The 14,175-nt window shown below is 38.9% G+C and carries 20 protein-coding genes, 1 tRNA gene and 1 pseudogene; 10 read left to right on the top strand and 12 right to left on the bottom strand.

The features are described from left to right. Positions 1-224 precede the first annotated feature (224 nt). The 3 genes from NST45_RS15330 (at position 225) to NST45_RS15320 (ending at position 2,355) form a co-directional block, all read left to right on the top strand. Positions 225-1,016, top strand: coding sequence for an AraC family transcriptional regulator (locus NST45_RS15330; protein WP_036686005.1), 792 nt, complete (start codon positions 225-227; stop codon positions 1,014-1,016). A 5-nt stretch (positions 1,017-1,021) separates the two neighbouring features. Further along, positions 1,022-1,612 carry a DJ-1/PfpI family protein gene (locus NST45_RS15325; RefSeq protein WP_038574385.1) on the top strand — a complete coding sequence of 197 codons (591 nt, stop codon included), beginning with the start codon at positions 1,022-1,024 and terminating at the stop codon, positions 1,610-1,612. A 308-nt stretch (positions 1,613-1,920) separates the two neighbouring features. Continuing rightward, a complete protein-coding gene (locus NST45_RS15320) occupies positions 1,921-2,355 on the top strand; it encodes a hypothetical protein (RefSeq protein ID WP_051491432.1) in 435 nt (144 codons plus the stop codon). A gap of 33 nt (positions 2,356-2,388) precedes the next feature. On the opposite strand, the gene NST45_RS15315 is transcribed toward NST45_RS15320, so the two are convergent. Next, a complete protein-coding gene (locus NST45_RS15315; protein WP_339826074.1) occupies positions 2,389-3,348 on the bottom strand; it encodes a hypothetical protein in 960 nt (319 codons plus the stop codon). 134 nt (positions 3,349-3,482) lie between these two features. Between NST45_RS15315 and NST45_RS15310 the strand changes: the two genes are divergently transcribed. From NST45_RS15310 to NST45_RS15300, 3 genes are all read left to right on the top strand, one after another. Further along, complete coding sequence (locus tag NST45_RS15310) at positions 3,483-3,722, top strand: hypothetical protein (protein ID WP_339826071.1); 240 nt, start codon at positions 3,483-3,485, stop codon at positions 3,720-3,722. A 416-nt stretch (positions 3,723-4,138) separates the two neighbouring features. Continuing rightward, positions 4,139-4,339, top strand: coding sequence for a hypothetical protein (locus NST45_RS15305; protein WP_036686009.1), 201 nt, complete (start codon positions 4,139-4,141; stop codon positions 4,337-4,339). 313 nt (positions 4,340-4,652) lie between these two features. Further along, positions 4,653-4,979 (top strand): YolD-like family protein, encoded by a 327-nt coding sequence (locus NST45_RS15300; RefSeq protein ID WP_036686011.1) that lies wholly within the window; start codon positions 4,653-4,655, stop codon positions 4,977-4,979. A 162-nt stretch (positions 4,980-5,141) separates the two neighbouring features. On the opposite strand, the gene NST45_RS15295 is transcribed toward NST45_RS15300, so the two are convergent. The 9 genes and pseudogenes from NST45_RS15295 to NST45_RS15255 form a co-directional block, all read right to left on the bottom strand. Further along, positions 5,142-5,969, bottom strand: coding sequence for a hypothetical protein (locus tag NST45_RS15295; RefSeq protein WP_036686014.1), 828 nt, complete (start codon positions 5,967-5,969; stop codon positions 5,142-5,144). Positions 5,970-6,342: 373 nt separating this feature from the next. Further along, positions 6,343-6,549 (bottom strand): hypothetical protein, encoded by a 207-nt coding sequence (locus NST45_RS15290; protein ID WP_036686015.1) that lies wholly within the window; start codon positions 6,547-6,549, stop codon positions 6,343-6,345. 328 nt (positions 6,550-6,877) lie between these two features. Next, the gene (locus NST45_RS15285) at positions 6,878-7,408 is read right to left on the bottom strand and encodes a GNAT family protein (protein WP_036686017.1); all 531 of its coding nucleotides are present in this window, start codon (positions 7,406-7,408) and stop codon (positions 6,878-6,880) included. A gap of 192 nt (positions 7,409-7,600) precedes the next feature. After that, complete coding sequence (locus NST45_RS15280; RefSeq protein WP_036686019.1) at positions 7,601-7,852, bottom strand: DUF3951 domain-containing protein; 252 nt, start codon at positions 7,850-7,852, stop codon at positions 7,601-7,603. Between the two features lie 586 nt (positions 7,853-8,438). Continuing rightward, positions 8,439-9,524 (bottom strand): hypothetical protein, encoded by a 1,086-nt coding sequence (locus tag NST45_RS15275; protein WP_256715480.1) that lies wholly within the window; start codon positions 9,522-9,524, stop codon positions 8,439-8,441. A gap of 143 nt (positions 9,525-9,667) precedes the next feature. Further along, positions 9,668-9,793, bottom strand: coding sequence for a hypothetical protein (locus tag NST45_RS15270; protein ID WP_256717054.1), 126 nt, complete (start codon positions 9,791-9,793; stop codon positions 9,668-9,670). Positions 9,794-10,163: 370 nt separating this feature from the next. Continuing rightward, entirely contained in the window at positions 10,164-10,349 is a 186-nt protein-coding gene (locus NST45_RS15265) for a hypothetical protein (protein WP_143763110.1), read from the bottom strand. Positions 10,350-10,459: 110 nt separating this feature from the next. After that, positions 10,460-11,157, bottom strand: a pseudogene (locus NST45_RS15260) (dihydrodipicolinate synthase family protein); the annotation flags it as partial. 470 nt (positions 11,158-11,627) lie between these two features. Then, the gene (locus NST45_RS15255; protein ID WP_254924592.1) at positions 11,628-11,795 is read right to left on the bottom strand and encodes a hypothetical protein; all 168 of its coding nucleotides are present in this window, start codon (positions 11,793-11,795) and stop codon (positions 11,628-11,630) included. Between the two features lie 585 nt (positions 11,796-12,380). On the opposite strand from NST45_RS15255, the gene NST45_RS15250 reads away from it, so the two are divergent. Genes NST45_RS15250 through NST45_RS15235 form a run of 4 tightly spaced genes read left to right on the top strand, consistent with a single transcriptional unit; the run spans position 12,381 to position 13,472 of the window. Beyond that, entirely contained in the window at positions 12,381-12,551 is a 171-nt protein-coding gene (locus tag NST45_RS15250; protein WP_178420353.1) for a hypothetical protein, read from the top strand. A gap of 23 nt (positions 12,552-12,574) precedes the next feature. Continuing rightward, positions 12,575-12,769, top strand: a complete 195-nt coding sequence (locus NST45_RS15245; RefSeq protein ID WP_143758675.1) for a hypothetical protein — start codon at positions 12,575-12,577, stop codon at positions 12,767-12,769. 57 nt (positions 12,770-12,826) lie between these two features. Next, positions 12,827-13,288 carry an ArpU family phage packaging/lysis transcriptional regulator gene (locus NST45_RS15240; RefSeq protein ID WP_076100642.1) on the top strand — a complete coding sequence of 154 codons (462 nt, stop codon included), beginning with the start codon at positions 12,827-12,829 and terminating at the stop codon, positions 13,286-13,288. 4 nt (positions 13,289-13,292) lie between these two features. After that, positions 13,293-13,472, top strand: coding sequence for a helix-turn-helix domain-containing protein (locus tag NST45_RS15235; RefSeq protein WP_076100890.1), 180 nt, complete (start codon positions 13,293-13,295; stop codon positions 13,470-13,472). Positions 13,473-13,615: 143 nt separating this feature from the next. Here NST45_RS15235 and NST45_RS15230 read toward each other — a convergent pair. Continuing rightward, positions 13,616-13,687 (bottom strand) — tRNA-Val (locus NST45_RS15230). A gap of 149 nt (positions 13,688-13,836) precedes the next feature. Continuing rightward, the gene (locus NST45_RS15225) at positions 13,837-14,139 is read right to left on the bottom strand and encodes a hypothetical protein (protein ID WP_036686108.1); all 303 of its coding nucleotides are present in this window, start codon (positions 14,137-14,139) and stop codon (positions 13,837-13,839) included. Positions 14,140-14,175: the final 36 nt, after the last annotated feature.

Below are 14,175 nucleotides of genomic sequence, written 5' to 3'. Positions count from 1 at the left end.
TGTTCCTGTTATACTTCCTCCTCTCAGTGAAATGTTACTGGTCTGCGACAAGCAGCTTACTGGTAATACTTTAAAACTTTTAGGGCGTATTTACCTGCCAAAAAAATCTTTTTTTGTGCCAACTATTGCTCTTTGGTTCTTGCGCAAACGAACAAATTCATATTATGTTCTTAGTATTACAGCAGCTATAGTGCTTGGCATTCCATGACGATAGGGAGAAAAACATGAATATTAAATATCAGCATCGTGACCAGGCGTTTCACTCCTTTATTTCTACCAATAACACTTATCCTCTTCATCTACACAAAAATGTAGAGATAACAATGGTTTTGTCCGGCAAAATCAATATCAACATCAATGGAAAAGAGTATGATTTGTCTGAAGGAGACATAGCGATTATTTTTTCCAATCAACCTCACAGCTACAAAACCATAGAGAAAAGCCAGATCCTGCTGTTCTTTTTTGACGCCACGTTTCCGGGGGATTTTGCGGGGGATTTGCTTAATCATGTTCCGGATAACCCTATAGTTTCGAAACAAAAGGTGCTTCAAGATCTGCTGGCAACCTTGTATAAACTATATAAAGAACAATGTGATGTTCGTCTGCTCAAGGCTTATACCTCTGTAGTATTAGGGCACGCTCTGCCGTTACTGCTAATGAAAAAAGTAGACTACAAAAAAGAAATGGATCTCGTCCCCAAAATCCTTGCTTACATCGACATGCATTTTTTAGATCACATAAATCTGGATACGCTTTCAAGAGAGCTTGGCATTAGTAAATTTATCATTTCCCGAATCTTTTCGGAGCAGTTTCATATTTCATTTCGTGATTACATCAATGGCCAACGGGTAGCCTTTGCTCATATGCTGCTGTTATCCACTACCCATCCGGTCACGGATATTGCGTTTGATTCCGGATTCAACAGTTTGCGCTCTTTCTATCGTGTTTTTAAAAATGAATACGGGATAACCCCCAATGAATTTCGCCGAAAAGTATCGAAGGAGTGTGTAGAATGAAAATGCTGAAGATGGCTTATATTCTATTTGACGGAATGACTACGTTAGATTTTGTTGGTTTTTACGATGCGGTTACCCGGATGGGAGTTCTAAAGGCGATAGAAAATGTATCGTGGGATTTTTGTTCCAACAAGGAAGAAGTCACGGATGATCGAGGATTGACGTTGAAAATAAACCAGGTTTCCCCTGATCTGTCAGCCTATGATTTGATATTTATCCCTGGAGGGTTATCCACTCGACAACTTAGATTCGATACTGATTTTATAACATGGATTCAGACTGCTCGAGAGGTTGAATACAAGGTGTCAGTGTGTACAGGGGCTTTGATTTTGGGAGCTGCCGGTTTCTTAAATCAGAAGAAGGCGACTACCAACCCTTCTGCATATGAACTATTAGCACCTTATTGTTCCGAAGTAGTTAAGGAACGGTTCGTAAGGGATGGAAATGTTTTTACTGGGGGAGGAGTAGCAGCTTCGATTGATCTGGGTTTATATTTCATAGAATCGCTTACTAATGAAAATGTAGTTCGAGAAATTCAAGAGAAGATGGATTACCCATATTACAAGCCAATTAACCCTTCCAAAGGGAAATCATAACTATAATATATGGGAATTAATGATATAATATCCATATGGTACTTTTTGATGGCAGGGACTTCAGCTGTTGTTAATGTAGTGTCAGTAAATAAAAGAGAAATAGTAATACAAAATATGAGCGGTGATCAAAATACAGTCACAATCCCAAAAGGAATATATAAGTTAATAGATGTAAATGAGGAGTACTTTATTTCATATAATAGTAGAATAGGGCAAAAGCCATTCTTAACCTCAATAGAACCAAGTGCGAAATGATAATTTGAAAAATCGGCTGTAAGTATAAAAAGCATAAAGATGGTGGGATTGTTTTGCGTGCAGTTAAGCCTATAACGTTATGGTTTATTTCGACGGTTTTATTCACCCTGGCAGCCTTTGGATTGGAGCTTTGGGAAGGAAATAAAATAAGTACAACAGAATATTACGGTTTTCAAAACATTGGGTTTGCTTTTATTTTTCTGATGTTCCTTTTTTCAGTTCTTCTTTACCCGGTTATACTGCTTCCTTTATCATGGGTTATTCGAAAGATAGCTAATCCTTTAATAAGCCGCATAATGATATTCTTATTGAGTGGTATTGCGGGATATGGTTTCTTTTACGAGGTGTACGATGAACGCTTTATACGGGAATACCATTTGAATAGTAGTACAGCTATTGTTTTTTTCGGAATTGCTGGTTTCATCTATGCTCTGGTGGATTACTATTTTGAGTCGCAAGCCATTAAAGCCGAACAAAATCCCTGCTAACCGTGGCGGCCGGCAGGGACTTTATTTTTTAATCTAAGTATTAGGTAATTTGTCAACCTCATCAGTAAAAGCTCTCAAGTACTGGGTGAATATTCCTGTATCTATTTTGGTGGTTGCATCATTTGCAATAGGAGGCGTATCTTGGATTTGTTTGTACATACGATCCATCTCACCCGTGAGCTTAGCCCAGATGCTTTTAATTGAATCATATTTTGCATCAAGGTTGTTGATATAATTATCATACTCCATTTTTTGGGTCATTGCTTTTGCTAATTGCTCGATTGTAAAATCTATATCTATTGTTTGACCCGTAGAGCCAGTTCCTGAACCTGCATACCAGCTGATATCAACAAATCCATCATTCCAAATATCTGAAACGACAAAATTACTGATTTCTTTAAGCGTCGCTTCAGGAGACTGTTCAGTTGTACCTGCATTACCTGAAGCTGAAGTATTAATTACAGGTTCCTTAAAGAGTTTCCTCACTTCGTTAAATGCATCCTTGTCCTTGTCATTAGACGAATATCCCCAACCAACTTTATCATCCTTAATAAAAATGATAAGTTCGCTATTGGAGGAAGACTTCTCACCTTGGATAAGCACGAGTTTATCTTTTCCGCCAGCTTTGTCCGTATAATCAGCTGTTTCAATTACTGTAGGATTCTTAAGTTTATTATTCTCGGGTGTCTCAGTAGATTCAGCCATTTGGAAAATGGGTTGTACATCTGGAAGTATATTTTCGGATACGAATTTCTTTTTCGCTTCGATATCTGAACCATTGAGGAAAATCTCCACATAGTTGAGAGCCAGTTTCTCGGAAGCTGTAAGTTTCTTTTTTGGCTCAGGAGTGGGCTCTGAAGGGCTGGCTGTTGCTTCGGACGGTGTAACTCCTGTAGACGTTGTATTTTTTTTCTCTGAATTTGTTGTGGAACTACCACATCCTGAAAGGATTACAATAGTTGCCACGATACATAAAAAAGCTTTTTTGTTCAATCTTATATCCCCCTAAATCTGCTAATAATTGCTAGTTGATTCTACCAGATATAGGAATAGTAATCTATGAATTTTAATTTATGACGGAACCAATATATTAGATTAGCGTGTTTTATTTTTCGGAGGTGAACATTTTGCTGAAAGTACTAAGGGTGTGCGGTATTTTATTCAGTGCAGCAACAATCATTCTGGGAATCACATTTTTCCGCGGTCAGGATCAAGTGATAATCTCTTGGACTATGCTGGGGATGTGCGGAGCTTTAATATTTAATGGAGCGGCATTGTATTTGAAAACTAAAGATAAAATGGCTGTGCTATCCTCGATTATTGGGATTGTACTGTTAATAGTCTCGCTTACTCAGTTTCCTTTTTGAAAATTAAAAACAACCTCGTCAACCTTAATGGGTCGATGGGGCTTTTTTACGTTATTTTCCTTTATATTTATTTCTTTTTCTTCTTTGTGGGTCCGATCTGGCGTCTTACCTTATCGTTCTCATCTACCTCAATAATATAAATCTCCTTCACTGTACCGGAGAGAGTAAACCATTCACGCATAGCTTCAACCTCAGTCATCGGTCCTAATATTCGTTTCCCCCTATAACATATAAAAAACACTCATACTCCTTAGTTTGTTTGCGGAAATGCAATAAATGCTTATAAAACAAATTATAAACCTGAGCGATGACTTTGTATGTAATAATTCATGCCTGGCGGGATATTTTTACATTGATTAACGAACGTACGTTTGGTTATAATACAAACAAATGTTCTTATCCTTGGAAGGTGAGTAATTATGCAAATAAGAATCGGTCAAACCATTGAAATAGTGTACCAAGATAAATCAGGTAAGATATCTCAACGTAAAATTGAAGTGAAAGGGATTCGTGGAGAATATATTCGCGCAACTTGCTTATCAACCGGAGCTCCGCGCGTATTTCTGGAGGCTAATATTCTTGCTTGGCAGCCTGTGCAAATGAAGCGACATGCTTAGTGACACCGCCCGAAAGCTACTAATGATCATGCGCCACTCTGCCGTGCATCATGCTCATATGCCAACTTTACAGGAGTTAGAAATCAAGAGTGGACGGACACCAAGTAAGATCATTAGTGGGCTTAGGGAATTAGTTAACGAAAAATATATAGAATGGACCCCGCACACTCCACCAGAGAGCGCCCGAATTATTGAAGGCTGGGAAAGGATTGACCCTAGGTTTAAAAAGAAAAAGTCAGAGCCACAAGAGCTCCAGTGGGGGATAGATGGTAGCAAAACGAATTACTGGACGGATTATTAGGAGGGCAACTTCATGATGAAAAAATTAGAGAACGTATGGGAGTGTAGCAGAATGATATTGCCCGAACATAAAAACCGGATTATAGATGACAATAATGAGCAGGAACGTCGTGAAAAACCCACTCTAGATCTACAGGAGATAGAGCGCTTTGAAAAATTGTTATATCGTTCGATGGAAGAGCACAGCCCGATTACACTCACTCTGTTTGATCCCATGGAGAATATATTAAAACGAGGTATCGTGATGAAACTGGATAAACAACAGGGAATTAAACTCCGCTGGTCGGAGGATGAGTGGGATTGGTTCAAGATGGAGGATGTTATTGCAATAACTACATAATTCACTTAATAAAAAACAGGTTAGGAGCAATCTCCTAACCCGCGCTGTACTTCTGATATTAATGTTCTGCTCCGTGGAATAAGACCACTGGTGAGGTACTTGGCAGTGCTGGCGCAATGCTGACGATAGTGAGGACCAACAATAAAGATACAGCAAATTTCTTCACAGAGACTCAACCCTTTCTTTGAAATTTATTATTTTCTCTTCAAAATCTTTAATTTGAGTAGTATCAGCACATGAACGTAATGATTCGAAGTATACTACTGCTTGTTTAAAGATTTTATCAGAGTTTGTGACCTCTGCAGAATCTAATAATTTCATGCTATATTTGATAGCTGTATTATAATCTTGAATTTTTGTTTTATATCTGATCATATTAATAAAAAAAGTTTCTTGGTAGGAATTTATTATAATTTCATCAGCAGCGGTATCCTCAAATTTTGAAATTCTATTAGAGAAAAGAGCTAAATGAGATTCAATGTTTAAATCAAAATTAGTAGCTGCCTTTAACAAAGTTATTAGTCCTGGTAGAACTTCTTTAGAGTTGGATAAAAGGAACGAAACATAGCGATCTATGAATTGAATATTTCCAGAAAGCACTTCTACTTCTAAAAGATTTGGTTCTGATATGTACTTATAATAGGCTACCTCATTTAATCCTTCAGCATCTAATCCCTTGAACCAACTCAAATCGCTATAAGCTTTAATGTAAGTTCGAGCTTTATCATAATTTTCAATTTCTTTGTGGGCTAGTCCCAACATAAGCAAGCTGTATCCATAATAATAAATTAAAGGTCGTTGGTGTTTTAGTTCCAGTTCATTATTGTGTGTGTAATTATTATAAATTTGAGTTATTCGGTTGAAAAAGGTATCTGCTAGTTTTAGAAGATTGGGCCAGCTTTCAAAAGAATATATCATTTTAAGAACTTTTACGGCTGGATCAAGATCTAGAAGATTTATATCTAAATCTAAATCGATATTTCCATCCAACAGCCTCACCTGCCTTTATTTTACATAATATACCTGTATTATACAATGTAATCAATAGATGGTCAATTAAGTGCTCCATATAAAAAATAGATGATTAATAGGGACCAATAAAGTAAATCTATCCATTGTTGCGCCATGATGTGTGCCTGGGTAAGCTTTGGCCCGATGGCACTGACACGTACTGCGTATGGCCAAAGTTTATTAAAAGAAAGTGAGGCGATCGGTGGAAATCAACTGTCTAGCGAACATATCGTCAGTTTGGGAGAGCCCGCGACTCATGCGGTCGCGCTCCCGTATTTCCGAGTTATTTTCGTCGAGGTATTGAAGTAACGGAAACGGAACGCTGGGCTGGTGAGGTTTGGTAGTAGTAGAATTACCGCTCTAGATGACCACATAAAAAGTCATATAGATTATGTAATGCTTCAAGAATAGCAGCAGCTACGACATAAACTAAAAGGTTGCTATTGATTAAATCATTTACCGTATTATGTTTTGTGAGTACAAACTGGAAGAATGTGTACATCGCAATTGTTGCATATGCAGCAACCTTGGAAATATTAAATAACTTATCAAAGATCATTAACAGTGCGTCCACCTCCTTAAGGAATAAATATTATCAATAAATACCTAATTTGAATATCTGTAAACAGAAGCTCAGAGCTGCTGGCAGAAGGCGGTTAAGCTCGATCCGGAATCGGCTGTGTCGAGATTTTATCTAGCTATCTTTTCGGTAAAGAGGTGTTAATTTACTGGTTTCAAAAAAAGAGGCTAGGAGAGTCTGTCTAGCCCTCTACGTTTGGAAGATGTGACAACAGTTGCTCTACTTAATACACAGTACGCATTTAGTTGAGCAACGTGAAGTAAATAAAAGGCCTACACCATAAAAATGTAGGCCCACCCATTAAAAGTTACTCTGTTACTAATTTTGAGAAAATGCTTAAATCAATAAACTTTCCTTTGGACATTTCGCACTTTCTCATTGTTCCTTCGAATGTATAGTTTAACTTTTGCAAAACTCTTATGGAATTATTGTTTTCGGGTTCGACTTTTGCTTCTATCCTGTTGAAATTTAAAGTGTTGAACGCATAATCCATCAGAGATTGAATGGCCTCAGGAGCATATCCCTTGCCCCAATAATCTTTACTAATATCGTATCCAATCTCTGCTTTAGCGTTTGAAGAATCTATAGAATTATAACCGCAGGAACCAATTATGCGATTTGATTCTAACTCGATTATGGAATAACGAATAGCTTTGCTTTCCAAAGACAGGTTATTAAGAATTTTAATCATTTCTACTGCTTGGCTTTCATCAGTGAAACTATTGATATTCATAAACTTTGTAACCTCAGGATCAGACCAAATGTTAAACAAACTAGCAGAGTCAGATAATTTCATTTTTCTTAATTTTAGTCTTTTGGTTTGTATTTCTGTAATCAATATATTACCTCCATTATCTATTTATTTTGGGGTTAAGATATCGATATCTGCGCATAGTTCAGTCCCTTCAATATTTAATTCAACACTATTATAACGTAAGAGTTTTTTTATGTCACAGTACGAAGATACAGATCATTAAAGGAGTAGGAGTATCCCTCCAAAGGTTATGACGAAGTAGAAGCCTATTGCGCATCAGGGAAGAGAAGGTCGTCGTTTTGATAACGAAATGATGTTTTTATCCTTATCATCACCATGGTCCGCATTTTCTTCTATCTCTTTTTTCTCATCGTGAAACTCAACAGGAGATTGGGCCGTGATGTAGTCAAATGGAGTGTAATTATTATTTGGTAATTTTCTTGTAAGGATTACCTTTACAATAATGATTCCTAATGAGAGATAGAAAATCGCGCCTACTCCAGCCAACATGAATAGTACTAATCTCATTGTTAACACCGCCTTTGTTTGATTTTATAATCAAATGGTAATATTTACAAGAATCAGGCTGCTGAGTACTATTCATTCGACTGAGATTTGATGCACAGTAGGAAATGCTTGGGCCACTAGATTTTACAAATGGTGGAACCTTCGAACATACGAATGAAGTGTAGCACAATAGTCATACCTACATTACTTTAAAGCATCACAGAAAGGTTGTTTTACAGACACCATAATCATATGGATATCCGATCTCATCTTTAAATGTAACCTCTGCACCATATCGACAGATACTGCTCTTAGAGACAGAACCTTTAATGTTGTATATTTCATCTACTGTGCTTCTTGGTAATAAGATAGGTTTTTAGATATATCAGTTTCTAACGGTAAGACCAATTTTTATGTAGTTACTACATTGAATAATAATGGAAAGTTAAGTTTCAAACGAAGCATCAGCTACCCCTCAGAAGGCAGATCAACCTGAACCAGAACCATCTGGTGTTCGCGCAATACTCACAATTACATTAATAACTGGTCTTGAAAAAGTCAGTGTGGCGGCGGTGCCCCGACTGCTGTATTTCTGTAACGTTTCCGCTTAATTGGCTTTGTCAGAAGCTTCATAGATTAGGCAACGAAGGGTCTGATCGGGATAGCGGAACTCCGCGATATAGCTACTTCCATCTTCCAACAACAGTTTAACATCCACCATTCCGCGTTTGTTGTTAAACTCGGTGTCGGTTAGATAAGCTTTGACAATGGTTCTTGTTTCTCCCTGTTTGTCCGTGATGACCTGCACGGCTTTATGAATCCAACTGGCATCCTTCTGGATGGTGCCGGCTGCGTCGTCGTCGATGGGAGTTCTCTTCAGTGCCAAATTAATGGCTGTCGTATCCTCTACGGCACCGGTTGTTGCATTAATCAACACATCATATTCCCAGAATACCTCGCCTGATCCGAGCAGGGTAAGATTCTTGTAAGGAGCAAAATGAACTGTCCAGGTTGGACGTTTGTTTATTCCCAGCTCAATCAGCATTCTCGATATTTTTAGCTTGGACACGTCGGCATCGAACAGCTTGCGCACACTGTCAGAGGCTAGTGCCTCAGCTTCAACCTGGCTGATTTTCTGAGGCTGAAGCTGAGGCACAGGCGGATTTCGTTTTGACACGAAGTAATTCAGCCGGTAGTACCAGTCAATCAGCTGTAACAGTTCCTCATCAGTCATACTCCTCTCCGGGTAGGTGTACGTATTGGTTTCTAAATCTAGATACATATCTGCTTGTCCAGCCTTTAACGGCAGCTGCTGCTTGGGGCGGAGGCCGTCATACACATACTTATCGTCCAACACTTGTCTGCGGTTGATTTCGGATTCGGTTTGTTCCCGACCTGAAATATGGGGATCTTCTGCCTTGTCTATAAAGTCATAGATTTGCTGGATTTGCGCCGCTGTCATCTGTTGATACAGGTCTTGTTGTATGGTGGATACCGGCGCCGGCGCCTCCACCTTTAGCACGGGTATCGTGCTTTCGCTCAAAGCCAGCCGGTTACTGCCCTGAATTGACGAACTGTTCTTGGCGAAAACTACGGAATTCATCAGGCTGGGGACGATCAGAGCACTGGCTGCAAGCACACCAGCTGAAAACAGGATAACAACTAATGTAGCGAACCGCTTTTTCTTGTTCAATCGGATTACCTCCATTGGGATCTAAGATGATGAATCTTTATACATCTTAACACCAAGTTATTATAGAATTAGGAGGATAGTTGTTATGGAGTTGTAAAAAGATCGGATACTTCCCCTCCACCAAGGACAGTCAGGAGTTAATCTCAATTTTGTCCACGTTCTTCTTCAAGAGCCACAGCTACAATGCAAGAAGTGTCTTTACAATAAAAATGTGCCAGAAGCGGGAAGTGTTTACTTAGTATCGTATTTACATCGATGTGATTAGTCATAACTTTTCACCTAATTGTAAGTATGATTCGTGGGATAATTACATGAACAACAATAAAGTTATTAAGAAGGACTTTAAAGCAGAAAAACGATTGGTTGCGAAGAAATAGATAGTTCGGAGAACAAGGAGTTTTTGTACTGATGAACAATAAAGATTTTCAATACAGAGAGACATACTTTATTGTGGGGAATCCAGCAACTCTATGGATACTCATACTTGGATTGGTTTCGTTTGGAACCAGATCCAATAGGTCATCTTATGGATTATGGTGGGATTGTAGAGGGGGATACACCGGATCTATTAAACTTGCTGGATCCCATTTTGTTTGGGAGTGATTTGAATTTAGAGCATGCATTAAATAACCTACGATATCACACTTCTTTAATTCGTTTGATCGCCCAAGAAGGAAAAGAAAATAAACCAATCTTAGTTCTTATTGTGAAGTAACCTGAAGAGTCGCTCTCCTGACAAAAACCAACATATGTCTCTCCACTGACTAAATGTATTTGTAGTTGTAATTCTGTTTCAATTGCGTGAAAAATCAGTGTGAGATTCATATTAAAGCCCCCTTGCATAAGATGATTATATTCATAAAATACCCACTTCATTGTTAATGAACGCAAAATAGTTGACAATTGACAATGTTGTAATATTTTAAGCGTGATTTTGCTGCTGAAATCACTCGAAGGCTACCGTAGCTATTGAATAACTTCCAGATCGGTTCTAGTAATGTTGAAAGGTGTTGTGCTTCTTCTAAATGGCCACTTTGAGTCATTCTTGTGATATCTAGACATAACCTCGGAAATAAACCACCTAGCACTGAGTACCATAAGTCACAACCTGCACTCAAGCTTAGATATGCAGATGGATTCCCGCTTATTCCAAACGTAACATGGAGTGGAATAACAGCTCTGAGTTTTTCTACACGTAACTTGGCTTTATCAGATTCTGACGGTATGCGGGAATCTTAATGGAACAAACATTAGGTAACCTAGCAATTTTGCTGGGCAGCTCATCACTGAAATGGAAATGTGAAGTGCCGGGATTATCATAAACACAAAGTGGAATGGAGAGTGAACTTGTCACCTGTTCGTATACAAAAAACACTTCTTCATCTGTTAGCGCCTGATAGGAGATAGGAGCCAAGAGTACTGCACTTGCCCCAGCTTGTTGTGCATCTTCCGCTAATCGAAGTACTTCTGAAGTTCGAATCGCACTTATGCTTGTCATCACGGGAATCCCTTCAGCAGAACTAACAGCAAGCTCAAGGACACGCAAACGCTCCCCTCTACTAAGATGCGCATAGTTTCCAGTTGATCCCAGTACACCAATTGAGTCTACTCCTGCCTTTACCAATTCTTTAATAAAAAAAGGGACCAATTTTAGAGGCTAGGTGTTGTTAGAAATTATGAGTTGCCACGTTTGTCCCGTAGCGATTTAGATTCAGAACAAACATAAAATAACCTGTCAAGCTTATGCCTGAAGGGTCTATTAGTGCTTATACGATAAACTCTGTAAATACTGGGCTTCGAAGCATGCCAGATTTGGTCCAGTTCCTCATTCTTACCTTTGCTTGTAGCCGGGACTCCAGATGTACAAACTCCGTATCCTTACCTTTGTATATCAAGATATCAAAGATGGCGTAATACGCTGGGAGTGTCCCAGTGAGTTGAGTTATTTTATCAGTTCGTCTCGCTTGAAATCGGCTCATAACAGATTCAAAATCGGATACTCACAGTACGAAGATACATGGACAGAGAGGGTTAATAGCCCTCCTCTCACAAAGGTTATGACGTAGTAGATACATATTGCGACATGAAAAAAGATAAAAATGCTTATGCATCCTTATCTTTTTCAAGTAATTCTATTATTCTGTCTAATTTTTTCTCTATGCTAGTAGTTTTATCTGAAACCTTGTTTTTGGTTCCATAATCACCTTTTAACAGTAAAACCAAGGGAATTGCCAAAACAAATGCCAACGGTATTAAAAAAAAATATTGCAAGATAACACCTCATTAAAAGTTTTTATTTAATTATAACAAATTTCAAAAAAAAGACTCTCTCCCACAAGGAGGATATAAGAGATAGTTTGGCTGTACTGAACTTATAAAGGGGATGGATAATCTTCATTTCTTACCCATTAAAGATATACCATAGTAATCCATAAGCTATTCCGAAGTAAGCAATCACACCCAGTAAAGAGATGGATAAAAGAATAGTGATAACTTTCTTACCGTTCATAAAATTCACCTCTTATTTAATATATCACGGATTGAGGGAGGAACTGACGTCAACGTGGATTGAAATTATTTTTGCTTTTATCGCTATCCTATCTTTTATTTCAGCAGCTGACAAAGAATCTATTCTTTACAAGCAACGTGGCATGCACATGGCAGCAATATGTGTTGCTTCAATTATTGCACTAGCTGCAGACGTTATTTTTTCATAAAACCCAAATTTGAGAGGAGTAATTATAAATGAAAGTTCAGATAGCAGCACATTTCAATAAGCAAACGAAGGATTCCAAAAAGGAACTTTTATAGTTCCACGTAAAAGGTGATGACGAGAAGAAGCCTGAGCTTAACGCAATGACGAGATCAGTGGTTGTGTTGAACATTGACGGCGTAGAACAGGCGCTGACAACCGAATTCAGCAAAAGTACGAAGGATGCGAAGAAGACAGTGCTGGAGTTCATCGTTAAGGGTGACACATCCTCTGAAAACTCCTATGAATTCTACCGGAAGGCTGATCAGATGTAGTCTTGGAAATCGCTGAATCTCAAATGAGCATTGAAGAGTTCCGAGGTGATGACGATGAAGAGGATCATGAAGAGCCAAGAGAAGGCGTACGAGGCAAGGTTAATCCAGACGGTACTATTGAGCTTGAAGACAAGGATCAACTAACCATTGAGGTGATCGCTGCCGCTGGTGAAAACGGTCCGCCGATACCTGAAGGTGACGATGATCTACCGTTCTAAGATGGTATACTCCCCGGCTTCGGTCGGGGGATTCTTAACAAAGGGGGGGATTGCCCGGTGCAACAGAGTTTTTTGCCTGAGATAGATAGAGAACGGACGCAAGCTACCGTTGAGGCGGCTCTTGAAAAATATAGGATATTTAAGTTTTTGTCTTTCGAGGAGAGAGAGGCAACGACAACCGCAGCATGGTTAGACACCCCAAAAGGATCCACTGGAGTTACAACTGATCAAACCTCCAACATAGCTATTCATAATGTAGATACTCAAGCAAACCGCAAGAGCTTCTGTGAACGGATAGAACGAGTGGTGAACCGCATGCCTAAGATGGAAGGGTTCTTGATTAAAGAACGTTATATGACAACAGAGCATGATTATATTACTCATGAGAAAGTGTATTACTTTAAATTTCAGCCGCCGATTAGCTCGGGGACATATAGCAAGATACGTTGGAAGGCTTTTTATAAGCTGGCCTTGAATTTGAATCTAGTAATCGAGAAGGAGGAAGAGAAGGGTGATTGAACAAATGTATAAGACTACTTCTGATTATCCCTCTGTACTTACAGCGAAGGAAATCCAACAAATACTTGGTATAGGTGAGCGTCAAACATATGAACTATTAAACTCGGGTCAATTTCATATCGTGCGGGTCGGAAAGATGATAAAAGTCTCAAAAGATGTATTTCTTAAATGGTTACAGGGATAAAAAAGTGGTGCCGATTATGGCACCACTTTTGCTTTAGTCTACTACAGGGCACCATAATGGCACCAATTTGTATTTCAGTCAAAACCTAAACATTCCATTCCTGAACAAAAGAAAAAGCCTTATATAATAAGGCTTTTTCAGTATAGGACGGATGGGGTTCGAACCCATGACCCCTACCCTGTCAAGATAGTGCTCTCCCGCTGAGCTACCGTCCTGCGACGAAATTTATAATACCATACGATAGAGTAGGATGGCAATTCTTTTTTATAATCAATATAGATGTAGAGTGGTGTTTTCTCTTATCTCCTCCGACTAAGTAGTTAATAGCTAGAAAGGGGATGACCCATCATCCCCCTGCACCGAGTCAGATAAAAAACGGGAGTAGAAATAGACTGCTTATTCCGAAAAAAGGGATACGGCGTGGATAGAAGCGGCGTCTTGGGTAAAAGCCGGGCTGGAACCCGAATTGTCTATAGTTCGATTGCTCAGCAGGCATTCCGTTCATACGATCGACCATTTCGTTGCTGGGAACCGCAAGGGTGATATAGTTCTGGTCCACGTGAGCGATGAAGCCGTCAAAGGATTGACCATCAGTCGTTACTATACCTACATATTTATTCATGCAATTCCAAGCGACCTGTTGATGAAAATTTGTATTTGATTCCATGGATATCCTCCTCGAATGTTTCAATCCTGATAACAG

The sequence above is a fragment of the Paenibacillus sp. FSL R7-0163 genome (assembly GCF_037969975.1).
GTDB lineage: Bacteria > Bacillota > Bacilli > Paenibacillales > Paenibacillaceae > Paenibacillus_AQ > Paenibacillus_AQ odorifer.
Note: the sequence above shows the minus strand (reverse complement) of the source record. Positions and strands in the feature narration are given on the sequence as shown.